Below are 25,411 nucleotides of genomic sequence, written 5' to 3'. Positions count from 1 at the left end.
GAAAGAGAAAGGGAAAGGCGTGATTATTCTACGGGGTTTTCTGGGTCGAGGTCGTGGAAAAGTTCCGCGAGAATGGTGTTGGAGAACAGTAAGCCTTCTGGATCGCTTAGGGCAAGACGTGGTGGCGTTGTGGGGGAAAGGAGAGCCCAGCCTTTCTGAAAAGCGGGTTTTAGGATTTCTAGAATCTGATCCACACTACTTTGGCCAAATTCTGTGATCAGTTGAGATAAATCTAGACCTTCCGTTAAACGAAGACCCAACATCAAGGTTTCAAGGAGGCGATCGCCTTTTGTTAAAGCTTCCACATTTAAGATGCCGTGATTTTGTTCATATTGTTCAACCCAGGCGTAATATTCGGCGCGGGTGCGGGGCCGAGAAAAGCGCTGATTTTGGGTAAAACTGGCGGCCCCCATGCCAAAACCATAGTAGAGGCGATTTTCCCAATAGACACGATTATGGCGACATTGGTAGCCGGGTTTGGCGTAGTTGGAGATTTCGTAGTGGTCATAGCCTGCTTTGCGGAGGGTTTCACTGGCGAGGCGATACATGGCAGCGGTATTTTCATCGGAAGGAAGGGGGCGTTCACCGGGTTCGTATTGTTTGCCAAAGGGGGTCTGGGGTTCGATCACTAGGTCATAGCAGGAAATGTGGTGGGGATTAAGGGCGATCGCCTGATCAAGGGAAGCTTGCCAATCGTCGCGGGTTTGATCTGGCAATCCGGAGATCAGATCCAAACTCCAGGGGATCTGCGATCGCTCCAGGTGATCACACGCAGTAAATATATTTATTACCCTGTGCGATCGCCCACAGTTTGCCAGCAAATTATCCTGAAAAGCTTGTACCCCAAGGCTTAGGCGAGAAATACCAATATTTTTGTACCGGATCAATTGTTCTAAAGAAAAAGTGCCTGGATCAATTTCGAGGGAAATTTCTGCTCCCTGGGCAATGCCAAATTGCTGATCAAGGGTTCTTAAAACTTTTTCCAAGAGATCCACTGGAAATAAAGAGGGTGTGCCACCCCCAAAGAACACCGTCTTTAACTCGCCCCCCAGGATCGGTGTCGCGCGGATTTCTCGACAGAGCCAGGCCCCATATTCTGCCATCTGGGCGCGAATCCCCGCAGTTTGTTTTTCCCCCGTCACCGTAATCGGAAAATCACAGTAAAAACAGCGGCGTAAACAGAAGGGGAGATGGAGATAAGCACTGGTAACCACGGTAGAACAGTCTCAATGGGGAATAGGAAGCATTTAGCTGGAAAATTGGCGCAGAAATCAACAAATTTTGTTAATTCCCAGAGGCGCGAAGGAATGGAAGGCCCACCGATATAATGAGGGCATTATTCTCCATTATCCTAAACCCCAAATTCCCCCTAAAACTGGGACTTATAGCCGGGTAAGACCTATGTTCGATATTTTCCTTGTTCTGATCTTTGTGGTGGCGATCGCCCTTGTGGGATTTGATGTCATTGATTTACTCCCTGCCTCCGTGCGTGACCAAGCCTCCAACATTGACGCCCTCCGGTGGGTGGGGGCCGGTTTTGCCTCACTCCTGGGCCTTTCCATCGGTCTCCTCGCCCAGAGTACCTATCGCCGCTTCGAGCAACAATTTCGGCGCACCCCCATCGAAATTATCGTCACCCGTGCTGTGGGTTTAGTGATTGGGCTTTTGGTGGCAAATTTAATGCTTGCTCCCATTTTTCTGTTGCCCATTCCTTCAGAGTTTGGTTTTCTTAAGCCCACCTTTGCCATTCTCGGCAGTATTACCTTTGCCTACCTTGGCGTAAGCCTCGCCGATGTCCACGGGCGCACTTTTCTGCGGCTGATCAATCCCAATAGTTTAGATACTCTCCTCGTTGCTGAAGGAACCCTCCGTCCTTCGCCGACAAAGATCATCGACACAAGCTGTATCATTGACGGTCGCCTAGAAGAACTCCTTAAAACAGGTTTTATCGAAGGACAAATTCTCATTCCAATTTTTGTCCTCAACGAATTACAGCAACTCGCCGATGCTAGCAACGACCAGAAGCGCGCCAAGGGTCGTCGGGGCTTAGATATTCTCCAGAGTATGCAAAATCGTTTTCCCAAACGGGTTTCTGTCAACCCCGCAGACTACGATGACATTGCTACTGTGGACGCTAAATTAGTGCATTTGGCCCAGGAAATTAATGGGATTCTTTTGACCAATGACTACAATCTACAAAAAGTTGCCAATCTTCAAAAAGTCGAAATTTTAAATATTAATGACCTTGCCCAAGCGATTCGTCCGATCTATCTCCCTGGAGATAATTTAGATGTCAAAATTCTTAAGCAAGGAAAGGAAGAAAAACAAGGGGTGGGTTATCTCGAAGACGGCACGATGGTTGTTGTCGAAGAAGGAAAACAATTTATGGGTTCCGATGTTGCTGTAACCGTTACTTCATCTTTACAAACCTCTGCGGGGCGGATGATTTTTGCGAAATTAAGTTCTTCCCTGGCTCTTTAATTAACTAGTTAATTTTCTTATGATTTAGTGCGTGGAGGTCAGATATATGAGGTTTAAATTTATTACTTTTAGTACCCTGGTCAGCCTTGGCTTGGGGTTAGGCAGTTGCCAAAATCAGTCTAATCCTTCTGCCCCTGAACCCGACGGAACAACACCTACCGATCCGACAGAAGAACCAATTCCTGTTCCCGCTGAACCATTGCCCCTAGTTAATTCTCAAGGGGCCGATACGAAGGAAGTAGAAGCAGTAGATCAGAATTATTCCTCCCCTGATATTAGCCAAGCAATCATTCCGGGGCTTATGGAAAACCGGGAAGATTTGGGGCTTTGCCAAGAGTTTAGATTTGAATCGGAGCTCACAGAAGCGGCCTCTAATGTTTACCGTGTGGGTGAAGATGAGTATCTTGTGCACCTTGTTTGTGGCTCGACGGCCTATCAACTGCTCCAGAATTATTTTTTATACCGAAGAGACGAGGATCAATTCGATCTGACGCCACTACCGATTACTTATTTCTACCAAGATACGGATCAACAATTGATTAAAGAAACAGAAGTAACCAGAGCTGGGTATTCAGAATATGATCCGAATAGCCAAACCATTAGTATTTTTACAAAAGGCAGAGGTTTAGGGGATTGCGGTAGCTTGGGTTTTTATCAATTTACAGGTACAGATCTCAGCTTAAATCGGTTTCTCCTCAAGGATGAATGTGATGGTAACTATATTGAACCCATTAACTATCCTCAAGTTTATCCCTAGGAAAATTATGAAGTTTTTTGCCTTGATTTGCTTAGCTCTGTGAAGTCCTAATTACTTGGCTAAAATGTCACCAAAATAGGACACAATGGGTAGATATATGGTTCTATTTTTGAGTCCATTACCCATGGAACAGAAAAATCTGAAAGCTTACCTTGATTTGGTGCAAAAACTCTTAAACTGCCGCCGGGGTGAAGAGTGGATTGTCCTGCGGCAAAACGAGCAGTTGGTGGATGCCCAATTTATTGAAGTGATGGAACAGGTGGCTAACTACCTTGCGGCGGAAGGTGAACTGAATGGGGCTCGCTATCTCCACAACTGGGCGGGCAAATTACATCACATTCTCACCCAACCGAATCCGGTCGCGCCCCAACCAGATGCCACTACCCAAGCCTATGCCCAATTGATCGAAGCGCTTTTAAATTGTCGTCGGGGAGAAGAGCAACAGATTTTAGCGGCGAATCAAAAATTAATCACCCCGGATTTGGTGAAGTTTATGCAGGAGGTAGCCCGGCAGTTTGAAGACCAAGGTAAATCCCAAACGGCAGCTTACCTCCAGGATTTGGCCACTGCCGTTAATCGTACCTGGATTCAAACCCACGATTTTCAGCCGAACTTACAAAAAGCAAATCAATTAGCCCCAGATCCTTGGGATGATTCGCCATCAGCGACTTCCCCTGAACCTATGCCAACTGTTTCGTCATCTCAGCCTGGGACAATAGCAGGGCCAGAAGTTCTAGAAAAAGCAGATCCTCTGCCAACGGATACCCCGACGGTGACAACAATTGCTCTAGAGGAGGTCGTGCAAAATTTAAGTGATCAGCTAGGGGACATGAGAACAGAAATGGCGGCGATCGCCCAGAAGCTTGCCAGAGTAGAAGCGGCTCTTTCGGAATCCCGTCAAGCGTCTAATCCCCTCGCTTATCTCAGCGTTTTAGAACAGGCCGCCACGGCAGGTTGGATGATTTCGACGGACGAAGTGGCCCAATTGATCGGCGTTCAACCCAGTCCCAAAAAAGGGAAAAATAGCTTTGAGCGGGGCAATTGGCGGTTTGTCAAAGCGGGTAAGATTGGTGCCCAAACCGGTTGGCACGTGGAAAAAATTCACTAAAGTCGGCTAAATTCAACGGTGCCATCTACTCCTTGCCAACGCAAAAGGTTGATGGGTTTGCCCGTTGTCCAAGTCGCCATACCAAGGGCTTTTCGGGGGGCCAGAGTCCCTAAGGCGATCGCCTTTTCTAAATCACAAATACCCCACCGGACAAGGTTTTTGACCCCGGCAAACAGCGGTAACGTCGTGCCGGATAACGTGCCATTGTCCAAGCGAGCCGTGCCGTGGGTGACGGTAATTTGGCGATCGTCCCAGGGATATACCCCATCCGGGAGACCGATGGGGGCGAGGGCATCACTAACTAAAAAAGGTTGTTTGGCGGCCCGCAAAAAAATCTCCAACATCGTGGGATTGACGTGCTGGCCATCGGCGATCAGGCCGCAGTAAACGTCAGGATTCACCATTGCTGCTCCCAATAAACCCGCCTCCCGGTGATGCAAACTGGGCATCGCGTTAAAGGCATGGGTGATCATCGTTGCGCCATGGGCAAAGGCTTGATTGGCTTCTGTTTCTGTGGCGAGGGAGTGACCTAAACTAACAACAATCCCCAAAGAGCGCAGATATTCCACACATTTATGGCTGGGATCGAGTTCCGGGGCAAGGGTGATGATTTTGATCATTGGGGCAAATTCGCCGATTACCTGTTGCAGATTCTTCAGGGTCAACGGCTGCAAATGTTGGGCTGGGTGCGCCCCTCGTTTTTCGTAATTTAAAAATGGCCCCTCTAAATGTATCCCCAAAATTTTTGCTGTATTCGGTTGCGGGTCTCCCCAAAGCTCGGCAAAGACAGCCAGCGATCGCCGGATGTTTTCTAGAGAAGTGGTGACGATGGTCGGACAAAATGCGTCAATGCCCTGGCCCCAAAGATAATCACAAATTTCTTGAAGTTGCGGCAGATCCGTCTGGGTCACTTCCGGAAACGCTAAACCCAAACCACCGTTAATCTGTAAATCTACTCCCCCTAGGGACAATAAATCTCCGGCAATATCCAAGATATTTTCCTGAAATTCTAGTGGAATTTCGGTTTCCATTGACTCCAGATGCGTTAAACAACGATTTGCATCGAATCGCAACCAAAATTGACCTTCTAAACCAACAAGACGCGCCCTGATCAGGGTTTGTGCAGAGTTCTCCCTTTGTTTATGATGGTTAGTTGGCATGACATACATGAGCTAAAAACCTATGAGTGTAATTAATCCCCTGGTTGGCATCATTATGGGGAGCGATTCTGATCTTCCCACGATGGAAGCGGCGATCGCCATCTGTAGACAATTTAATATTCCCCACGAGGTTGGCATTGTGTCTGCCCATCGTACTCCGGAGCGCATGGTGGAATACGCCCAAACAGCCCATGAACGGGGTTTAAAGGTGATTATTGCTGGGGCAGGTGGGGCCGCGCATTTACCGGGGATGGTTGCTGCTCTGACGCCTTTGCCGGTGATTGGGGTGCCCGTCAAAACCAGTACCCTCAGCGGTGTGGATTCTCTCTATTCAATTGTGCAAATGCCCCGTGGTATTCCGGTGGCAACAGTGGCGATTGGCAATGCGACTAATGCTGGTTTGTTGGCAGTACAAATGTTGGGTGCTTTTGATCCAACACTTTTAAAACAAGTGCAAGCTTATCGCCAGAGCCTTAAGGATATGGTGCTCGATAAACAAACTCAATTAACGACGATTGGTTATGAGGATTACCTCAAACAGATGTAGTGTTTTGCAAAATGGAGGAAGTTGCTACAGGAAATTAGTAGATGAGCGATATTGTTTTTGAAGAAACTTTTGTTGATTCTTTTGTGACCTATTCTGTAGAAATTGCCGGGAAGATTTACGTTGTGGAAAATGTCCCGGCTAGGGTTTCTCAGGAAACGGGAGAAAAATTATTTGCGCCGGAAACGGTGGATCGGTTGCAGGAAATTATCTGGAGTCTACAACCGCCCCTCAAAGTTGTAGAAACGCCTGTGTATTCTTTTTCTTGAAACTTGTTGGTTAGGACGACAAAATATTCAGGATTATTTTGACGAGAATGGCGATCGCCGCTGCGGCAATACTGCCAAGAAGCGTAATTCTGACGTTGGTGGTGTGCTTTTTAATTTCGATTTCGGCCTTTTTTTCCGCCTGACGGGTCATGTATTTTTCTAACTCAAAGGCGAGGGTCGAACCCACTGCAATAATCACCGCTGCATCATCGGCTAACCCCGCAAAAGGAATCACATCCGGCACCGCATCGAGGGGCGAAACTAAATACAACAATGCGGCGATCGCCATGGTTTTTGACCGCCAGGCCACATTCGGATCCTTAATCAGTTGGGCGAGACCTTGCACCTTTTGCCAAATATCTTTGATTGGCCCCCGGCGCATCTCCCCTAAATGAGCTTTGATTTTTTCAATGTCCGCTGGCGTTACCCCCTGGGCAAACCGCTGAAATACCTGGGCAATGCGGGTTTTGTCCTGTTCCCGTAAATTGGCTTTAACTTGTTCTTCGAGATCGTCGTGGAGAGTTGTGACCGCTGGCTGGGCTTGGGCCGGGCGAAATCTCTCAATCACCCGTTGCCAAGGCTTGGGGGATGTTTTCTGGGGGGGCGTCTCGATGGGTTCTGCGGCCACATCAATAATTTCTGGAGTTTCTGCTTCCGGCGATCGCCGCCATTGCTGCCAAGAGGTTTTCAGATTGTCCAGAAACTTCACCACGACCGCGATTACCCAAGCTCTAGTTTTTACTGTAGCGAATCTAGGTCTCTTTGTAGGCGGCACCGAGGTAGAGTTCTCCGACCTTCGGGTTCGTTAGCAAATCTTGCCCTGTGCCCTCAAAGCGATCGCAGCCACTTTCTAAAACATAGCCCCGGTCAGCAAATTCCAACGCCTTTTTTGCATTTTGTTCCACGAGCATAATCGCTTTACCCAATTGATTCACCGCTTTGATTTGCTCAAAAACACTAGCCACCAGAATTGGTGAAAGAGCTGCTGACGGTTCATCAAGGACGAGAAGATCCGGGTCTAACATCAAAGCCCTGCCCATGGCTAACATTTGCCTTTCGCCCCCAGAGAGAGTACCCGCCCGTTGTTTGCGCCGTTGTTTCAGCACGGGGAACATCGTATAAATTTGTTCCTTGAGATTTTCGAGGGAGCCAGACCGCACAAAGGCCCCCATTTCTAAATTTTCTTCGATACTCAGGTTGGCAAAAACGTTTTGAATCTGGGGGACATAGCACATACCCCGTTGCACAATTTGGTTGGGACGCAGGCCAGTAATGGGTTTTCCTTTGAACGTAATGTTGCCTTGATTGGGGGTCAGGAGGCCAAAAATCGTTTTAGCGAGGGTCGATTTTCCTGCGCCATTGGGGCCAATGACCACCACTAATTCTCCGGGAGCAATCCGAAAGTTAATGCCCTGGAGAATGTTTAGATCTTTGATATATCCTGCATAGACGTCATTGACGACCAAGAGATTTTCCGCAGTTGCCATAGATTTTGGGTAAAGATTGCCGATTTTCTCCCTAGCATAAAAGCAAATTGCCCCCCGGTTCACTACTGGGAGGCAAAATTTTGGATAGAGTGAGTGACGAAAAAAGATTATTCGGTGAGTTCGTCGTCTTGGCCGAGGAGTTGATTGATCAAGCTGGAAATAAAGGTCAGCACCAGGGAACCAATCACCGCCGGGAAAAAGCCATTGACTTCTAAACCCGGTGTGAGGTAGCCGACTAACCCCAAGGTGATCGCATTGACAACCAGGAGAAATAGGCCGAGGGTCAAAATGGTCAGGGGCAGGGTAAAGAGGATCAAAATTGGTTTAACAATGGCATTCACAAACCCAAGGGCGATCGCCCCGATCAAGGCTGTGGTCAGGCCATTAATTTCTAAACCAGGGACAATCGTGGCCGTAAGAAAGAGGGAGCCAGCCGTCGCTAACCAAGTCAACAAAAACTGAGGCATAGTGAGTGCGGGGATGATATTTTGCTCCCATTCTATCGGGACTTTTTGACCATTAGGGCGTGACGGCGCAAACCTTAAACCTAAGCTTGTTTCCAGAAGTGAATAATTTCCCGCACATGGTTCAACACTTGGCTGTCTTCACTGAGTTGGGCGATCGCCGTTGTCGCTTCCCGGGCAAGTTGTCGGTGAGCCGCTTCATTGGTGGCTTCTAGTTGTTCGAGGGCGGCCCGCATTTTCGCTAAATCGCGTCGAAGGCTATGCCATTCTTCCTGGTGGGTTTGGCTATTTTTTTCGGTTGTTTCTTGTAGGTTTTTAACTCCTGCCTCTAGGGTCACAACCCGGTGACGCAATTCCACCACATCTTCCCGGGGATATTGAATTTGCTGGCGAATTGACATAAGACGCTGGGCAATAAATTGGTAAGCCCGCACCGCTGGCCGCAATGCCGTGAGCAATAACATTGCCCCGCCTGTCACATACCCCACCGGACTAATGCCCCAGGCCGCCAGACCATATAACCCCAAAGCTGAAAGCAGATGGAGGGCGATCGCCAACAGCAAACCAAACCGAGCAATTTTTGCCACATAGGCTAACTGTTGGGCGTCAACGGGGATATTTTTCTGGCGAGAAATTACCGCCTCTGCCTTTGTCTCTTCCGCCTCAAAATAAATATTCCACGGAATCGTCACCACCGCCAACAGCCACCAAAAACTGGCAATGCCCACTAGCCAATCGACTAAACTCCCCGCCGGAATCTGGAGCCACTGCAAAATGAAAAAGACCACTAGGGCGAGAAACCCCGACCCAAACCCAAAACTCACAAAACTGTAACTGACCATGACGAAAATCTCCTGGGGCGATCGCCTTTATTACCACCATTGTGGCGACCCAATCCCAGAAATTTTCTTGCCCTGTGCCACTTTTTGAACCGTCCAAAAAAAATCCTCCCTTGAGGGAGGTGGCCGATAGGCCGGAGGGTGCCATTCTCCCCTTGAGGGGAGCTAGAGGGATGTTTCTAGAAGTGTGTTCTGCCTACAAAGGCCGATACACCCGATAATCAATATTCGGGAAAATGTTATCCATCTTCTCAATCTTTTCGAGCCAACCCGCATCAATCTTGCCGACCTTTACATCCTCATAGATCTTCTCCAGGCGTAACACATGACTCTTTGTGCGTCGTTCCGCGTAGGGCACCATGGTACCTGTGCGCATAATAAATGCCCAATCCGATGACTGTGCCAACAGCAATTCCCTGGCTGCTTGATTCAAGGCCCGTTCTTCTAGTTCATCGGCTGGTTCCCGCGTCGAAAGCTCGATCATGCGTTCCGCAGCCTTATGGAGATAGGGATAAATCCAAGCATTCGTCTGGTTGAGCCAATATTCATGGAATCCTTTGTATCCCCAACTCGATTGGGACGGCACAGCCACCTGTTGCGTCGGCTCCATTTTTAGATAATCTGCCAAGTGGGTCATCTGGTAGGTATTTTGGTCGTACCAAGACTTGCGGAAAAAGTAATCCAAGAACCAGGGGCCTTCGTACCACCAGTGGCCAAACAATTCCGCATCATAGGGAGACACCACAATCGGGTGACGCCCCATCATCTTATTCAGACGACCAATCTGTTGCTCCCGGTTATACATGAAGTTGCCCGCATGTTCTGCCGCTTTTTCCCTCGCCCAGTAGGGATCATAAAGGCCTTTTTCGGATAAACCACCATCACGACTGGTGATCTTGTGGTACTTGATCCCCGTATTTTTCCGCTGGCCGTTGGGCATAATGTAGGGCTTGATATATTCATAGTCCGCTTCCCAACCGAGATCTTTATAAAACTCCCGGTAACAGACATCGCCCGGATAACCCACTTTCGATGACCAAACTTGCTGGGAAGACTCATGGTCTCGGCCAAAGGCAGCCACCCCTGTTTCGGTGAAAATCGGCGCATAGTTACCATAGCGGGGACGGGGGCGTGCATAGAGAATGCCGTGGCCATCGGTGAGGAAGTACCGCAGTCCCGCATCGGCGAGCATCCGCTCCAAACCTTCATAATAAGCACATTCAGGCAACCAAATGCCCTTGGGGGGACGCCCAAAATTTTCTTCGTAGCTTTCACAGGCCACCTGCAATTGTGCCCAAACTGCTTGGGGGTACATCTTCATCAGGGGGAGGTAGCCATGGGTGGCACCACAGGTGATGATTTCGAGGTTGTTACTGTCCTGGAACTGCTTAAAGGCCGTCACGAGATCCCGATCATAGCGTTCCCAGGTGTCGAGGATGGCGCTAAATTCTTTGTGGTAATACTCCGCTAAATATTTAATGTGACCGTTGTATTTGTTATGAACAATTTCCTTTTCGACCAGCTCCATTAACAGCTTCATGTGGGCGTCGTAGCGGTCTTGGAGAAGAGGATCCCGGAGCATCGCCACCAAAGGTGGGGTCATGCTCATCGTAATTTTAAAGTCGATCCCATCTTGCTTTAGCCCTTCAAATACGTGAAGCAAAGGGATATAGGTTTCGGTAATTGCTTCAAATAACCACTCTTCTTCAAGGACAAAATCACTTTCGGGGTGACGAACAAAGGGGAGGTGGGCATGGAGAACGAGGGCAACGTAGCCTAAAGCCATAGTGGTATTCCTTCCTTAAAAAGAGTCGCTTGCTGAACGATTTTGAGGCGTCGGTGTCAATTTCCATTAGATTCTAAAACGATTTGGTCAATGCACCGCATCTAACTCAAGTTTGAGGCTCTGGGAACATGGGGTAATTGGTCCTCTACGGATTACAATGGGTTTTGGAGTAAGCTCACCATAAACTGTTCTTTTCCCCTAGATTGTGCATGGTAGACAGATTGTGGATCACTTACTTTCTTGGGGCGAATTTGTCTTGTTTGAACTGCCTGTGTCTGCTGAAGATCAATCTCAACTTTCACCTGTTACGGCCGATATACAACTGCGATTGTTGTTGTTTACGGATGAGCGTTTGGCCCATCGGAGTGAGATCAAGCGGGTGCAAGATTATCTTGAGCGTTTGCGGCAAGAAACGGATTTTTCTTTGGAAATTATCAATATCAAAGATCAACCCCAACTGGTGGAATTGTATCGTTTGGTGGCGACGCCTTCTCTGGTCAAGGTTTTTCCGGAGCCGTTGCAGGTCTTTGCAGGCAGCAATATTTTGCCGGATCTAGAACGGTGGTGGGGTCAGTGGTTGGATACGGTGGCGTCACTCAGAAAACAGCTTGGCGATCGCCAATTGGCAGAGGTTGAACGATGCGATCGCCGCTTGGCTGCGTCCCAGACAGAACATTCTAAGGAAGTAATGCGCCTGTCCGACGAAATCTTCCAATTGCAACGGGAAAAAGAAGCTCTCCTCAAGCAAATTGAATTTAAAGATCAGATTTTGGCGATGCTGGCCCATGATTTGCGCAGTCCCCTCACCGGAACGTCCATCGCCATCGAAACCTTAGAAATCCTCTCAAAACGTCCGGAAACGGAAAAAACAGTTGGATTGCGGGGGCAGCTTTATCAGCAGGCGAAAAACCAACTCCAGATCATGAACCGGATGATCACAGAACTGCTCCAAGAGTCACGGCAACTGCTGACCAAATTAGATGTTAAGCCCCAGCCGATGGCCCTGAGTCCCCTATGCCAACAAATCACAGAGCAAATTCAGGAGCGGTTTCAACGTAAATCGATTCAATTGGTCTTGGATATCCCCCGGGATCTGCCAGAGGTTTATGGAGACCGGGAATTGATCCGGCAGGTCATTGTCAATTTGCTAGATAACGCCATCAAATACAGCCCTGAAGGGGGGCTTGTGCGGCTTGTGGGCCTCCATCGCACCCTCCAACAGGTACAGGTGAGTGTGATTGATACGGGCCATGGTATCCCGGAGGAGGAACAGGAAAAAATTTTCGAGGGGCATTTTCGTCTTAAGCGAGATGCCACCCAAGAGGGCTACGGTCTGGGCTTAGCCGTCTGTCGGCAAATTATTCAGGCCCACCAGGGCCGCATTTGGGTTGATAGTACCCCAGGCCAGGGCAGCGAGTTTCACTTTACGCTTCCGGTGTCAGGCGATCGCCAAGCTTAATGATTTCTGTGCAGTATTGATCGAGTTGGGTCAGGCGGGTTTGGATCTGCTGTTGTTTTTGGCTTTGGGTGTTGGGGCTACGACTACCCTGGAGAAAGATTAAATCGGTATTGAGGAGCCGCAACCCCCGATACAATTCCGTGTGGAGCGATCGCCAAGCGCTATAGATTTTTTCAGGAAGCTGTTCCCCAGTGAGGGGGGCTAACTGGGTTTCCCAAAAGCTGAGGAACCCTTGGCCCTGACGGACTAAAGCCCCCGATTCCTGTTGGAGGGGCGTTAAATCTGTGGCCAGGGTTTGCAAATCGATTTTTAATTGTTGATAGGCAGAAAAATTCATCGGGTAGATAGTGCAAATTTAGAGAACAAACAAGCCATCAAAACTGTATCAAAATTAATCTTTCCAAAAATATTTTGTGCAAATCTAAACTTTTAAGTAAGAATTAAGATACTTAAAGCAAATTTAATCTCTGTTTTAAGCTTTTTGTTCAAGTCTCCAGCTTCATCCTTTTGGTTTCAGGAGTCGGCCCCTCGCTTCCCCTTCGACCGAGGAATGCGGGTTAAGGTTGCCCCAAATATCGCCTTCTATTACAACCTTTTTAAGCTTGTCCGCTGTCGTTGTTGTTTTTCTTCTCCCCTGTGTTTCTATGACTGCTTCTCCCGTTCAATTAACTGCCGCATCCGAAACAGAAAAATTTGATGTGCCGCTACCTGCTTGGTTGAAAAATTACCTCTATCAGCCAGAGCAATTGGTCGGGGTCTCCGAAGGCGATCGCCAACTCATCAGTGAAGCCTTCCGCTTTGCCCATGCCCTCCACGAAGGTCAAACCCGTAAATCTGGTGAGCCTTATATTGCCCATCCCATTGCCGTGGCAGGATTATTGCTCGACTTGGGTGGTAATGGGGCGATGATTGCGGCGGGATTTCTCCATGATGTGGTCGAAGACACAGAAGTCAGTCCCGAAGAAATTGAAGAACGCTTTGGCGCTGAAACCCGCAAGCTTGTCGAAGGGGTAACCAAGCTCACCAAATTTACTTTTTCTAGCAAAACAGAACGCCAAGCAGAAAATTTCCGGCGGATGTTCCTTTCCATGGCCGAGGATATCCGCGTGATCGTCGTGAAACTCGCCGATCGCCTCCATAATATGCGCACCCTCGAACATCTGCGCCCCGACAAACAAGAACGCATTGCTCTGGAAACCCGCGAAATCTTTGCGCCCCTGGCCAATCGCTTAGGGATTTGGCGTTTTAAGTGGGAACTAGAAGACCTCTGTTTTAAGTATCTAGAGCGGGAAGCCTACCGTTCGATGCAAAAACACATTTCCGAAAAACGCACCGAGCGGGAAGCCAAACTCGAAGAGGCCATTGAAATTATCCGCGATCGCCTGCGTCACCTGGGCCTCCACGTCTGGGAAATCAAGGGTCGCCCGAAACACCTCTACAGCATCTATCACAAGATGCAACGACAGCACAAAGAATTTGACGAAATTTTTGACATCGCTGGGATTCGGATTATTGTCGAAACCAATGACGAATGTTACCGTGCCCTGGCGGTGATTCATGATGCCTTTAAACCGATTCCTGGACGCTTTAAAGACTACATTGGCCTGCCGAAGCCCAACCGCTACCAATCCCTCCACACCACCGTCGTCGGCTTAAATGGTCGCCCCCTCGAAGTGCAAATTCGCACCATGGAAATGCACCACATCGCCGAATACGGGATTGCCGCCCACTGGAAATACAAAGAAGCCGGTCATTCCGCCGCTAGTTTCACCTCCGAAGACGAAAAATTCACTTGGTTGCGGCAACTGATCGAATGGCAAAGCGACCTCAAGGATGCTGAAGAATACATTGATAACCTCAAGGACAATCTCTTTGAAGATGATGTGTATGTCTTTACCCCCAATGGGGATGTGGTGGCCCTGGCCAAAGGAGCCACTTCCATCGACTTCGCCTATCGCATTCACACCGAGGTGGGGAACCACATGAAAGGGGCGCGGATCAATGGCCGTTGGTCGGTGTTAGAAAAGAAGCTCCGCAATGGCGATATCGTCGAAATTATCACCCAAAAAAATGCCCACCCCAGCCTCGATTGGCTCAATTATGTGGTTACTCCCAGTGCCAAAAATAGAATTCGCCAATGGTTTAAGCGATCGCGGCGGGATGAAAACTTAGCACGGGGCCGTAGCTTACTCGAAAAAGAACTAGGGAAAACGGGCCTCGATTCGATCCTCAAATCCGAAGCGATGCAAACCGTTGCCCACAAGTGCAATTACCAAAATACCGAGGATCTGTTGGCGGCCCTGGGTTACGGCGAAGTCACCCTCAACCAAGTGGTTAACCGCTGGCGGGATCAAGTGCGCGACCAGGAAGAAGAACATCTCCCCCAACTGGAACTAGAAGCTTCTTTAAACACAGCGACGAAACCGGCCAAGCCCCTCCAAGATAGCCATAAATACCCCATTGCTGGCATTGAAGGGTTGGTTTATACCATCGCCAGTTGTTGTGCGCCCTTGCCCGGCGAACCAATTATCGGCATTGTCACCCGCAGCCATAAGGGGATTTCCATTCACCACCGCAGCTGCGCCAATGTGCAAAACTTCGATGGCGATCGCCTAATTCCTGTGAGTTGGAATCCCAGCATCGACCAAAAGCACGCCCCGGTCTACCCTGTGGATCTCCGCATTGAAGTCATTGACCGGGTGGGAGTCCTGCGAGATATCCTGTCACGCCTGAGCGATCAGCACATCAACGTGCGGAGTACCAATGTGAAAACGAGCCACGGCCAACCAGCGATTATTTCTTTGCGGATTGAAATTCGTAATGCCCAACAACTAGCCCACAGCATTAATCAAATTAAAAACATGAGCGATACTTTGAACGTGCGCCGCGTCACCCAAATCGAGCAGGAATAGCAACCTAGGTGATCATACTGAAAATCTCTGAAAGGTCGTCAAATTAACATCAGAGGGCCGATTGCCTAGGGCAGTAACCCGTTAGAATAACCATATAGTTCTTTTTGCGCCTAGAATCTATGACCGCTGATTCTGCCTCAATGCAGGATGATCAACCGTTAATTCTTGTCATTGATGACGATCCAATTTCGCGTCGCCTGATTCGTTTTTGGATGGAAAAAGAAGGTTATGCAGTCGCTGAAGCAACCAATGGTCAAGAGGGACTAGAAATATTCCAAAAAACCATGCCCGATATTATCCTGTTGGATTTTATGATGCCGGTCATGGATGGCTTGGAATTTTGCAATGCCTTTCGACAACTCCAAGCCAGCACTGAAATTTCTCCTGCAAAAAATACTGAATTTTCCCAGGAAACTTTCCTGCTTCGTCAAGACTTGGTGGCCTACCAACAAGCAGAAGATCTGCTGACAAAGATCGCCCGCACTCCCATCTTGATGATTACTGCCCGGGAGGATGACGAATCAGTCACCAAGGCCTTTACCGCCGGGGCAACGGATTTCATCACCAAACCAATCCACTGGACAATTTTGCGCCAACGGGTGCGCCATCTCATTTATCAGGCAAAGCTCTACCAACGTTTGGAAGCAACGAATGTGCAATTGCAACGGTTAGCGGCTTTGGATCCGTTGACCCAACTGGCGAATCGTCGGGTTTTTGATTTGGTTTTAGAGCGTCAATGGCGACTGATGCTCCGCAATCAAATACCTCTCTCGATTATTTTCATTGATGTGGATTTTTTTAAAAATTACAATGATACCTATGGTCACCAGGCTGGTGATCATTGTTTGTTTGAAGTAGCCCAGGCGATCACCAGCCAAGTGAAGCGACCCACAGATTTAGTTTCCCGTTATGGTGGCGAAGAGATCATCGTCATCTTGCCAGACACCCCCAGTGTTGGGGCGCAATTACTGGGAGAAAATATCATCGAGCAAGTCCGCAGTTTGCAAATTCCCCACCAGAGCTCTTTGGTCGCGCCGATTGTCACGGTCAGTTTGGGGATTGCCTCCATTGAACCAGGCTGTGTGACGACGAATCCAGAAAAATTTGTCGCCCTGGCGGATGTCGCGCTATACGAAGCCAAGGCCCGTGGTCGTAATCAAATGGTCGCTAAGGTGTGGGGCCAGGATTAATCACTTGATAAATAGCAGAGTAGTCTGCCTCGGCGAGATTCAAGGCGATCGCCTGCTCGATAATTTCTCGAATGCCTTCTAGCCCAGTCGTATCGAGGCCCACGGTTTTTGCGGCTGCCAAAAAGAGCCTAGTATCTTTGAGTAAATGCTTTGTGGGGAAGTTGGGATTTGCAAAGGTGCGATCGCCCATGCGCGGCAGTTTTTTATCAAAGGTGGGGGCATAGAGGGCACTATCGCGCAAAATCCCCATAAATTTATCAAGATCGACTTTTTCCCGTTGAATTAATCCTAAACTCAGGGAAAAACTAGCTGTTAAGCCCGCAATCAACTGATTTAAAGCCAATTTCAGGGCTGCTGCCTGACCTACCGTCCCAATATATTTCGGGTCTTGCCCCAGGGTTTTAAAAATTGGCAAACAGGCTTGGAATAATGTTTCTTCGCCCCCGACCATTACCAGCAATGTCCCTTTTTTCGCTTCGGGAATACTGCCGAGGACTGGTGCTTCTAAATATTGACCTTGACGTCGCTGAACTTCTTTGGCGATCGCCTTACTTTCTTCTGGGGCAATCGTCCCCATCTGGATAATTGTTTTCCCTGTAAAGGAAGTATCTGCGTTTTCTAATAAGACCGTTTGGATTGCCGCTGCATCACTGAGGGTCAAAATTAAATAATCACTGTTGGCGATCGCTGTTTGGGGATTCGTCGTTACCGTTAAACCTTGTTCTTCCAGAGGATTCAGTTTTTCTGCTGTCCGGTTGTAGGCGGTCACCAAAAAATTTTCCTGGGCTAATTTTAGGGCGATCGGTGTCCCCATTAGCCCCATCCCAAAAACACTAATTCTCATCAAATTCTGATTCCATAAACATCACTTACCATCTTCCCCTAATATCCTTCCTTAGAAAAACAGAGTATGAAGGGAATTAGAGAAGCATTAATCCTCCCTAGAGGGAGGTGGCCGACAGGCCGGAGGGTGTTTTCTCCCCTAGAGGGGAGTTAGAGGGGTGGGTGGGGGGTGTCCAAAAAGAAAACCCCACCCGGAGGTGAGGCTTTCTCAAAATCAAAAAGTGTGAGAATTAAATCTGTCTAAACAAAGTTAACTGACTTAGAAAGTGAAGGTAGTGCGGAGAGTACCGATGATGGCATCTTCTTCACCCAGCACACCCTGAGCCGCATCCTTCAACCAGATGACGCCAGGAGTGATGGAGATTCCGTCGGTGAGTTGGTACTTATAGAAACCTTCAACTTGCAGAGGAGTCTTGAGATCACCTTCTGCGAGGTAAGGAGGAGCACCAGCAAAGAGACCAAGAACGTTACCTTCTTTACCGAGGTCGTTGAAGGCTACACCAAGACCATAGCTCCAGATGTCGAACTCGTCGCTAGAACCAGCAACTTTGGCATCAGTGTACATCCCGTAAGCAGCGAGGGAAACACGGTCAGTGATGTCAAACTTACCTTGAACACCGTAGCTATTGGCTTCAGTGCCGAACAAGCCGAGAGCGTTCGCCCAAGCTGTACCATTTACTGCAGAACCACCACCGAAGTCATAGATAGCACCGCTGTCGTGGTAGCTGTTGACGTAGGTTACACCCAACTCAGCCCGATCGCCGAGGTTGAAAGCAATCTGAGCCAATGCACCGTATTCACCGTTGAAAAGGCCGTCACCTTCTGCAGAGGAGCTAGCTTCATCAGCGAGGTAACCCAAGGAGATATCAACGGGGCCGAGAGGCATGTTGAAACCTAAACCGGAGCCACCACCAATGGTGTAGATGGGGCTGGATGCAGCAAGTTGAGTTAGAGAACCACTACCACCGGTGAAGTCTTCAAGACCAGTTGCACCGAAGGTTGTGCTGGTGTAATCACTGTGGAGACCACCAAAGGCTGCGAGGTAAACATTCGCTCTGCGGAGAGGGAAGTAGTAGGCTAACCAGTCGATGACAACGTCGTTGCCAGTGTCGAGGTTAAAGGTTTGGAAACCCATACCAGAACCCAGATCGGGGCCATCTTCTTCAAAAGCTACACCAGAGGTAGGAGAGAAAGAGGCGGAGTTACCAGCAGTCAAGCGAGTGATTAAGGTATCTTTACCAGTGAAACTGGTTTCGAGGGTCAGGCGAACGCGGTCAGTGAAAGTCGTTTGAGTATCATCATCATCAATGCCAGTAAACTTAGCACCGCCAACAACTGCATCTAGCAAGCCACGGGGATCAATGGGAGCTGAGCCATATCCACTAGTACTGCTTTGACTCATTAAGCCACCATCGGGCTGTATTCTCGGAATATCATCGCTTTCCAAGATATTATCCAAAGAGTTGGTATCACCGAAGCTGTCGCCAATAGCGAAAACAACTTCACCTTTTAGCTTGGTGGTAGTGGAGAATTGATTATCTTCAAGGAATTCAACGCGACCTTCGAGGTCATCAACGCGAGCGCCTAGGGTAGCGAGTTCCGCTTCAAATTCGTTGATCAAGCGACGGAGTGCAGCGAGATCTTCGGGGGTTACTTCAGAACCACCGCTTTGAATCATCCGCTCGATCTGTTGTAAACAAGCGTTCAGACCAGCCGCAAACTCATAACGGCTAAGGGGACGGTTACCACGGAAAGTGCCATCGGGATAACCAACAATGCAGTTGTAGTTTTCGACTAGGTTACGAAGCGCATCAAAAGCCCAGTCAGAGGGAGAAACATCGCTGAGTTGGAAAACGCTGTTTACCTGAGCAATGTCACCTTGGCTGTAGGTGTTGATTTGGTTAAGGAGTTCGCTGTTATTTGCTTGGGCTTGGGCGGTGCCAGCAGTGGCAACGGAGACGCCGACAGCAGCCGAAGCAATGGATAGAGACTTCCAGAGAGATAAAGATGTTTTCATTTGTTTTTCCTCACACATTAGGCACTAGATTCTGAGATTTCAGATTAGGCCTTTGTATCAATCATATTAGCTCAAAATTTTGGATTGGGAATGGATTCGTCATAAGAATTTTTTGATGATTCCTTTACCTATCCATTAAGTAAAAGTTACCTGAGAAGTTTTGTCAGAAATGTTACAGCACAGCCTCCTGGATTTTGAATCGATAGAGTGCTTGCGCTTATTTTTTTTCTTCTAGATAGAAAATCTAAAAACTTCCCAGATGTTTTTCCTTAAGGTTTTGTTTGAGGTGTTGGCGGCTTTTGACGTTTACAGTTGATCGAAAGTTCCGGCGAGATCAAAATCTTTTTGGGTAAGGCCGCCAGCGTCGTGGGTGGTTAGGTTTACGGTGACTTTGTTGTAGGAAATTTCGATGTCGGGGTGATGGTCGGCGGCTTCGGCCGGTTCGACGAGTTTGTTCACAAAGTCAATTGCCTCAATAAAGTTTTTGAACTTAAATCGGCGTTGAATTTTGTTATCAACCTTTGACCATTCAGGAAATTGACTCAATTGTGCTTGGATTTCGGTGTCGGTCAATCGGGTTGCCATGGAGAAAACCTCCTCTAAAAAACTATCCGCCCTTACTAGGGTTATCTCTACGATAACGAAGCAAGGGCGGTCTAGTCGGGTCTCTTTAGTTAAAATCTGACTGCCGGAAGGAACTCCGACTCTCTTAACCTACTCAGCAGAGTAAGCAAAATTTTAGAGAACAGCCCCGGCACGCAGCCGATTTACTTTAACTGTGAGACCCATGTTGTTACTACTGTCATTCATGGGCATCACCTCCTATTCTCCGGCAGGTTTTATCCGGTAGAACCTCTTTATGCTGGCACAAGCATTTTGAAAATTCAACATTCTTTGTTGTAGCGGCACGCATGGCACCCTCCACCTACGGCACCTCCCTCAAGGGAGGATCTTTTGAGGGCTTTCCGGAACACCGGCCAATTATCCCCTCCTGGGAGGGGTAAGGGGTGGGTTAACCAGCAGCCTACTGAGGCTCCCCTCAAGGGGATACTACCCTCCGCCTACGGCACCTCCCTCAAGGGAGGATCTTTTAGGGGCCGGAACATCCTCCGGTCTTCGGCCACCTCTCTCTAGGGAGGATGTTTAGCCGACGACGACATCACGGATGCGCAGGGAGGGGCCGCCACAACCGACGGGTAAACCGCTTTGGCCTCCCTTGCCGCAACCACCGGATTCGTCCCAGTAAAAATCGTCGGCGATCGCCTCAATATTTTTCAAGGTTTTGAATACGTTGCCAGAGAGGGTGACATCCTTGACGGGTTCAGCAATTTTGCCATCGCGGATCATCCAAGCTTCCCCGGCGCTAAAGGTAAACATTTCGCCATTGGTCATGCCGCCGAGCCAATTTTTCGCGTACACTCCTTCTTTGATATCCGTGGGTAAGTCGGCAACGGGCGTTTTACCCCGTTCGATCCAGGTGTTGGTCATGCGGACAATGGGCGGATAGTGATAGTTCAAACAGCGGGCGTTGCCTGTCGGTTTTTCGTCAAGCTTGCCAGCGGTTTCGCGGGAATGGAGGCGGCCCACAAGTTTGCCATCTTGAATCAATTGGGTCGTGCTGGCCGGAACGCCTTCATCATCATATAGATAACTGCCGCGATGGCCGGCTGGGGCGGCTCCATCAAAAATCTGGAGATCTTCCCCACCAAATTGTCGGCCCATGCTCATGGTTTCGAGGAGATCGGGATTTTCATAGGCCATATCCGCTTCGGAAAGATGCCCAAAGGCTTCGTGGACAAATAGCCCGGTCAAAATGGGGTCAATGACAACGGTATAGGTGCCGCCTTTGGCTGCGGGGAGGGTCAATGAGTTAACGGCCCGCTGGGCTGCGCCTTTAACTTGCTCATCGAGGTTTTCTAGATCTTCGTAGGCTTTGCGGGAGCCAGTGGTTTCCCGCCCCGTTTGCACCGTTTCCCCATCACGGGCTGTGGCGGAAAAACGCATTTCTAGATCAACCCAGGACTGTTCGATCAGGGTGCCCTCTGAAGTCGCCAAGATGATGTGCTGGGTACTGTCGCCGTAACTGACCCTGGTGCTGGTAATCTTACCGCTCTGGCTCAAGAGCAAATCACTGTAGCGATCGCATAATTCTTTTTTCCGCTGTAAAGGAATGTGGCGTGGGTCGCTTCCGCTTAGGGGTAAAGAGCAAACCGCTTGGATTGGGTCAATGGGAGCCAAAAGTGTTTCATCATCACCGATTAAAATCGCGGCGGCGATCGCCTCTTCGATCCGGAGCTGCAGATTTTCGAGATTATTAAAGGCCGCAAACCCCCAACCGCCTCTGTGACAAACGCGCACCTGGCCCCCAAGGGATGTACTTTCACTGAGGGTCTCGATCTTATTTGACCGCAAGACAATACTGCTCCCCGCTGACTGTTCCAAACGAATCGCTAGAAAATCCACTTGATTTTTGTACCGTTGGATCAGATCCGTTAGCTGATCCTTGTACCCAGCCACAATTTTCTCCATTGCCTTCCCCTTAATCTGAGCGCTAAACATAAAACAATTTTGACATTAGCCTTAGATAATTGAGAAAGTGTCGATGAGATCCAAAAGGCTTGCCTTGTCTAAGTTTCCCACTTTGACTAATCAAAAGTAATGCCATTGCCAACATATTCTTATCCAAGATGTAAACAATTGTTAAGTTTTTGTGTGTTAACCTTGACTCAAGGACAAAAACTAAACTTTCACGGAGCACATTTGTATGCCTTATACTCTCGATGCAGCAAGAAACATCTTCCCCAGTACATTAACTGCGGATGTTGTGCCGGCTACCAGCGCTCGGTTTAGTCAGCTGAGTTCAGAGGATCAACTGGCATTAATCTGGTTCGCTTACCTGGAAATGGGTAAGTCAATCACTATTGCTGCTCCTGGTGCGGCAAATATGCAGTTTGCAGAATCTACCCTTTTGCAAATCAAGCAGCTCTCTTTTAAGGATCAAGCCCAGGTAATGTGCGACCTGGCGAACCGTATCGATACGCCTATCAACCGCACCTATGCGACTTGGTCTGTAAATATTAAGCTCGGTTTCTGGTACCGCCTCGGCGAATGGATGGAAGAAGGCAGTGTTGCACCGATTCCCGCTGGCTACAAGCTGTCTGCCAATGCTTCTGCGGTTTTAGATACGATCCGTAGCCTTGAACCCGGCCAACAAATTACGGTTTTGAGAAATGCCGTTGTGGATATGGGTTTTGACCCAGCCAAGATGGAAGGGTATCAGCGTGTTTCTGAGCCGGTTGTCGTGCCGACGGAAATTGCACAGCGGGAAAAAATCGAAATTGAAGGTGTCGATAACCCCACAATTAACCAGTACATGACCAACCTCAATGCTAATGATTTTCCGGCATTGATCAGCCTCTTTGCAGAAGATGGTGCTCTCCAACCGCCGTTCCAGCGTCCGATTGTCGGCAAAGATGCGGTATTACGCTTCTTCCAAGAGGAATGTCAAAATCTGAAGCTCAACCCGAAGAAAGGGGTTGTAGAACCTACTGATGATGGTTACACCCAAATTAAAGTCACTGGTACCTGTGAAACGCCCTGGTTTGGTGCGGCGGTAGGCATGAATGTGGCTTGGCGCTTCCTCCTCAATCCTGAAGGGAAAATCTTCTTTGTGGCCGTTGATTTGCTCGCGTCTGCAAAGGAACTCCTTAACCTTGTGCGTAAGTAGTGAATGCTTGGATGAATTGCCCTAATTCTCAATAAATTCATCCCTGGTAACGTCCCAATTGGGGCGTTTTTTTGTCAGTATGGCGTGGTTGGAGACAATATTTTGAAATTGATGCGGCAAGAAGAGGGTCTGGGACTACTGTGGGCGATCGCCATCTTCTCGGCTTGGCTGGGAAGTGCTGTGTATTGGTTGAGTCATCCGCTAATGGGGCTGTCCTGGCCTGGGATTGTTGCGGGAATTTTTGTGAGAACTTTTTTCCACACAGGTTTATTTATCCTGGCCCACGACGCCATGCACGGTAATTTGTTGCCGAGTTCTCCCCGTTGGAACCATCGCCTGGGCCGCTGGGGGGTCAGTTTGTACGCTTGCTTGTCCTACAAAGACTGTATCCGCAACCATGCTAAGCACCATCGCCACCCTGCCCAACCGGGAGACCCGGACTTTCATAATGGGCGGCATCGCCACCCGCTGCTGTGGTACTGGCATTTTATGGGGAAATATTTAGCGTGGCGGCAGTTTTGGGGATTTGTGCTAATTTTCGGGGCGATCGCCTTACCGTTAAATGTGCTGGGCCATGTGCCCTACGAAAATTTTTGTGTGTTTTGTCTGCTGCCGATTTTTTTGAGTTCTTGGCAACTGTTTTTCTTTGGGACTTATCTGCCCCACCGCGATCGCTCCTCTCTCCCTAAACGCATCAGTAAACAGTCAATTGGGTGGCGAATTTGGTCATTTTTAAGCTGCTACTACTTTGGCACATTTCACGAAGAACACCATCGTCATCCCCATAAACCTTGGTTTCAGCTACCGGATCACGGTGTTTCTTAACAAAATTGTAATAAAAACCTTAAATTCCTGTGAGCACTTCGCTTGAGCGGTATTCGTGTTTCGGCGATCGCCGCCAAATTGCGGAATTATGAGAATTTAGACTGCGCTTTTGATACATAACTTATTATAATCAAGCCCATTAGTTTGAACTTACTAAAGTCAAAACGATACTTATTTTAAAATTCACTTTTTTACTCACCCATGCTAACGATGCCCACTGCGAATACTCAATGGTCACTGCAAGAAAAAACAATCGCCAAAGAAGCGTTTGAATTATCCTACCGCCGAGAAATTGCCGCAGTGATGGCCGAAGCAAAACGCCAGGCAACCCTCGCCGCAGACCCCGCTGATCTCTGGCAGCTCAATGACTTTTTGAGTGCCCGGCGGCATTATCTAGATGGCAAATACGATTTCAGTCCCGAAAGCCTCGTCTTTACCTTCGCTCAACTCATTAAAGAGGGTTGGTTAGAACTGCAAGAATTAGACGGTTTAGCAGCCGAGAAACTCTCAAAAATCCGCATCCTCACCCTAATGTAAGCTCTGGGCTAGGGCCTTACGACGCGGAATCGCATAGTTTAAAAAGTCCTTCGCCATGATTGTGTTGGGAAAAATCGCCCGGGCCTCAGCCAAAAGATCATCTAACGTCAACTCATTTCCCGGCATATAACGGGGGCTAAAGTGGGTCATGATCAGTTGTTTCACCTGGGCTAAAAGGGCAACCTGGGCGGCCATCGTCGAGGTGGAATGGAGCCGATCAAAGGCCATCTCTGCATCCTTGTGGGCGAAAGTTGCCTCGTGAATTAAGACATCGGCATCCTGGGCTAACTCCACCGCCGCATCACAAAAAACAGTGTCGGTACAATAGACCATTTTTCGGCCAATTTCCGGTTGACCACAGAGGTCTGAGCCGTTGATTTTCCGGCCATCGTCGAGGGTAACGACTTTCCCTTTTTTGAGGTCGCCATAAATAGGGCCAGGGGGAATCCCCAATTTTTGCGCTTTAGCGAGGTTAAATCTGCCGGGACGATCCTTTTCAGTCACCCGATACCCAAAGGCTGTGACCCGGTGTTTGAGCGGTAAACAGGTCACTTGAAATTCTTTATCTTCGAAGACTAAGCCGGGTTTGACTAAATGTACTCGCAGGCGATCGCCAATGCGCATATAGGAATACTTTTCACAGGCCCGCAGATATTCTTCTAAACCAGGGGGGCCATAGATTTCTAAGGGATGTCCCGTCCCCGCAAGGCCCATGCTGGCGATCAGACCCATTAGCCCAAAGATATGATCGCCGTGCATATGGGTAATAAAAATGCGGCTAATTTGGGACGAACGGAGATCACTACGGAGAAGTTGATGCTGGGTTCCTTCGCCACAATCAAAGAGCCAAGCTTCGGCCCGCTGCGGTAATCGCAACGCCACACTTGATACATTGCGTGCCCGGGTCGGCACACCAGAACTGGTTCCTAAAAATGTGATTTCCATTCAGGTGATTTCCGTTGAGGCGATCGCCATAATCTACATCCTATCCATCATAAATCTTCCC

24 protein-coding genes are annotated in these 25,411 nt (G+C 48.7%); 11 read left to right on the top strand and 13 right to left on the bottom strand.

Annotated elements, in window-relative coordinates:
- Window positions 1-23: 23 nt before the first annotated feature.
- On the bottom strand, window positions 24-1,214 hold the full coding sequence (gene hemW / locus FEK30_RS03805; protein ID WP_138071897.1) for a radical SAM family heme chaperone HemW: 1,191 nt from the start codon (window positions 1,212-1,214) through the stop codon (window positions 24-26).
- A 187-nt stretch (window positions 1,215-1,401) separates the two neighbouring features.
- Here hemW and FEK30_RS03800 point away from each other — a divergent pair, with 187 nt between their 5' ends.
- From FEK30_RS03800 to FEK30_RS03790, 3 genes are all read left to right on the top strand, one after another.
- Window positions 1,402-2,481: a PIN/TRAM domain-containing protein gene (locus tag FEK30_RS03800; protein ID WP_012308417.1), complete on the top strand. Its 1,080-nt coding sequence runs from the start codon at window positions 1,402-1,404 to the stop codon at window positions 2,479-2,481.
- Between the two features lie 46 nt (window positions 2,482-2,527).
- A complete protein-coding gene (locus FEK30_RS03795) occupies window positions 2,528-3,238 on the top strand; it encodes a DUF1176 domain-containing protein (protein WP_138071895.1) in 711 nt (236 codons plus the stop codon).
- Between the two features lie 124 nt (window positions 3,239-3,362).
- On the top strand, window positions 3,363-4,346 hold the full coding sequence (locus FEK30_RS03790) for a hypothetical protein (RefSeq protein WP_065711545.1): 984 nt from the start codon (window positions 3,363-3,365) through the stop codon (window positions 4,344-4,346).
- Here FEK30_RS03790 and nagA read toward each other — a convergent pair.
- Window positions 4,343-5,506 carry an N-acetylglucosamine-6-phosphate deacetylase gene (nagA, locus tag FEK30_RS03785; protein ID WP_138071893.1) on the bottom strand — a complete coding sequence of 388 codons (1,164 nt, stop codon included), beginning with the start codon at window positions 5,504-5,506 and terminating at the stop codon, window positions 4,343-4,345. The two genes, FEK30_RS03790 and nagA, sit on opposite strands and share 4 nt — an antisense overlap.
- Window positions 5,507-5,528: 22 nt before the next feature.
- On the opposite strand from nagA, the gene purE reads away from it, so the two are divergent.
- Both purE and FEK30_RS03775 read left to right on the top strand, forming a co-directional pair.
- Entirely contained in the window at window positions 5,529-6,053 is a 525-nt protein-coding gene (gene purE / locus FEK30_RS03780) for a 5-(carboxyamino)imidazole ribonucleotide mutase (protein ID WP_138071891.1), read from the top strand.
- A gap of 41 nt (window positions 6,054-6,094) precedes the next feature.
- A complete protein-coding gene (locus FEK30_RS03775) occupies window positions 6,095-6,319 on the top strand; it encodes a hypothetical protein (protein WP_138071889.1) in 225 nt (74 codons plus the stop codon).
- A gap of 10 nt (window positions 6,320-6,329) precedes the next feature.
- Here the strand turns inward: FEK30_RS03775 and FEK30_RS03770 are convergent, their stop codons facing one another.
- From FEK30_RS03770 to FEK30_RS03750, 5 genes are all read right to left on the bottom strand, one after another.
- A complete protein-coding gene (locus FEK30_RS03770) occupies window positions 6,330-7,031 on the bottom strand; it encodes a YkvA family protein (protein WP_255447940.1) in 702 nt (233 codons plus the stop codon).
- 40 nt (window positions 7,032-7,071) lie between these two features.
- Window positions 7,072-7,806 carry an ABC transporter ATP-binding protein gene (locus FEK30_RS03765; RefSeq protein WP_062436324.1) on the bottom strand — a complete coding sequence of 245 codons (735 nt, stop codon included), beginning with the start codon at window positions 7,804-7,806 and terminating at the stop codon, window positions 7,072-7,074.
- A gap of 107 nt (window positions 7,807-7,913) precedes the next feature.
- Entirely contained in the window at window positions 7,914-8,273 is a 360-nt protein-coding gene (locus tag FEK30_RS03760; RefSeq protein ID WP_138071887.1) for a phage holin family protein, read from the bottom strand.
- A gap of 80 nt (window positions 8,274-8,353) precedes the next feature.
- Window positions 8,354-9,112 carry a hypothetical protein gene (locus tag FEK30_RS03755; protein WP_138071885.1) on the bottom strand — a complete coding sequence of 253 codons (759 nt, stop codon included), beginning with the start codon at window positions 9,110-9,112 and terminating at the stop codon, window positions 8,354-8,356.
- A gap of 193 nt (window positions 9,113-9,305) precedes the next feature.
- Window positions 9,306-10,895 (bottom strand): glycoside hydrolase family 57 protein, encoded by a 1,590-nt coding sequence (locus FEK30_RS03750; RefSeq protein WP_065717201.1) that lies wholly within the window; start codon window positions 10,893-10,895, stop codon window positions 9,306-9,308.
- 271 nt (window positions 10,896-11,166) lie between these two features.
- Here FEK30_RS03750 and FEK30_RS03745 point away from each other — a divergent pair, with 271 nt between their 5' ends.
- On the top strand, window positions 11,167-12,354 hold the full coding sequence (locus tag FEK30_RS03745; protein ID WP_138073735.1) for a histidine kinase: 1,188 nt from the start codon (window positions 11,167-11,169) through the stop codon (window positions 12,352-12,354).
- On the opposite strand, the gene patD is transcribed toward FEK30_RS03745, so the two are convergent.
- A complete protein-coding gene (gene patD / locus FEK30_RS03740; RefSeq protein ID WP_138071883.1) occupies window positions 12,320-12,691 on the bottom strand; it encodes a heterocyst frequency control protein PatD in 372 nt (123 codons plus the stop codon). The genes FEK30_RS03745 and patD overlap by 35 nt on opposite strands.
- Window positions 12,692-12,998: 307 nt before the next feature.
- Here patD and FEK30_RS03735 point away from each other — a divergent pair, with 307 nt between their 5' ends.
- Together FEK30_RS03735 and FEK30_RS03730 are read left to right on the top strand one after the other, a co-directional pair.
- Entirely contained in the window at window positions 12,999-15,266 is a 2,268-nt protein-coding gene (locus tag FEK30_RS03735) for a RelA/SpoT family protein (protein ID WP_138071881.1), read from the top strand.
- A 119-nt stretch (window positions 15,267-15,385) separates the two neighbouring features.
- Window positions 15,386-16,456 (top strand): GGDEF domain-containing response regulator, encoded by a 1,071-nt coding sequence (locus tag FEK30_RS03730; protein ID WP_138071879.1) that lies wholly within the window; start codon window positions 15,386-15,388, stop codon window positions 16,454-16,456.
- Here FEK30_RS03730 and FEK30_RS03725 read toward each other — a convergent pair.
- The 4 genes from FEK30_RS03725 to FEK30_RS03710 form a co-directional block, all read right to left on the bottom strand.
- Window positions 16,434-17,300, bottom strand: coding sequence for an NAD(P)-dependent oxidoreductase (locus tag FEK30_RS03725; protein WP_138071877.1), 867 nt, complete (start codon window positions 17,298-17,300; stop codon window positions 16,434-16,436). The genes FEK30_RS03730 and FEK30_RS03725 overlap by 23 nt on opposite strands.
- 258 nt (window positions 17,301-17,558) lie before the next feature.
- Window positions 17,559-19,316 carry an iron uptake porin gene (locus FEK30_RS03720; protein ID WP_138071875.1) on the bottom strand — a complete coding sequence of 586 codons (1,758 nt, stop codon included), beginning with the start codon at window positions 19,314-19,316 and terminating at the stop codon, window positions 17,559-17,561.
- A gap of 306 nt (window positions 19,317-19,622) precedes the next feature.
- Window positions 19,623-19,901, bottom strand: coding sequence for a 4a-hydroxytetrahydrobiopterin dehydratase (locus FEK30_RS03715; protein ID WP_012308399.1), 279 nt, complete (start codon window positions 19,899-19,901; stop codon window positions 19,623-19,625).
- A 558-nt stretch (window positions 19,902-20,459) separates the two neighbouring features.
- Window positions 20,460-21,845: a TldD/PmbA family protein gene (locus FEK30_RS03710; protein ID WP_138071873.1), complete on the bottom strand. Its 1,386-nt coding sequence runs from the start codon at window positions 21,843-21,845 to the stop codon at window positions 20,460-20,462.
- 235 nt (window positions 21,846-22,080) lie between these two features.
- Between FEK30_RS03710 and FEK30_RS03705 the strand changes: the two genes are divergently transcribed.
- The 3 genes from FEK30_RS03705 to frp all read left to right on the top strand — a co-directional run bounded on the left by FEK30_RS03705 (window position 22,081) and on the right by frp (window position 24,405).
- Window positions 22,081-23,043 carry an orange carotenoid protein N-terminal domain-containing protein gene (locus FEK30_RS03705; protein ID WP_138071871.1) on the top strand — a complete coding sequence of 321 codons (963 nt, stop codon included), beginning with the start codon at window positions 22,081-22,083 and terminating at the stop codon, window positions 23,041-23,043.
- Between the two features lie 111 nt (window positions 23,044-23,154).
- Window positions 23,155-23,868, top strand: a complete 714-nt coding sequence (locus FEK30_RS03700; RefSeq protein ID WP_138071869.1) for a fatty acid desaturase — start codon at window positions 23,155-23,157, stop codon at window positions 23,866-23,868.
- A 210-nt stretch (window positions 23,869-24,078) separates the two neighbouring features.
- Window positions 24,079-24,405 (top strand): fluorescence recovery protein, encoded by a 327-nt coding sequence (gene frp / locus FEK30_RS03695; protein WP_041444047.1) that lies wholly within the window; start codon window positions 24,079-24,081, stop codon window positions 24,403-24,405.
- Here frp and FEK30_RS03690 read toward each other — a convergent pair.
- Window positions 24,397-25,350 (bottom strand): ribonuclease Z, encoded by a 954-nt coding sequence (locus FEK30_RS03690; protein WP_138071867.1) that lies wholly within the window; start codon window positions 25,348-25,350, stop codon window positions 24,397-24,399. The genes frp and FEK30_RS03690 overlap by 9 nt on opposite strands.
- Window positions 25,351-25,411: the final 61 nt, after the last annotated feature.

The organism is Picosynechococcus sp. PCC 11901 (assembly GCF_005577135.1).
Taxonomy (GTDB): domain Bacteria; phylum Cyanobacteriota; class Cyanobacteriia; order Cyanobacteriales; family MRBY01; genus MRBY01.
The sequence above is the reverse complement of the archived record's forward strand: the minus strand, read 5'-3'. Positions and strand labels throughout refer to the sequence as shown.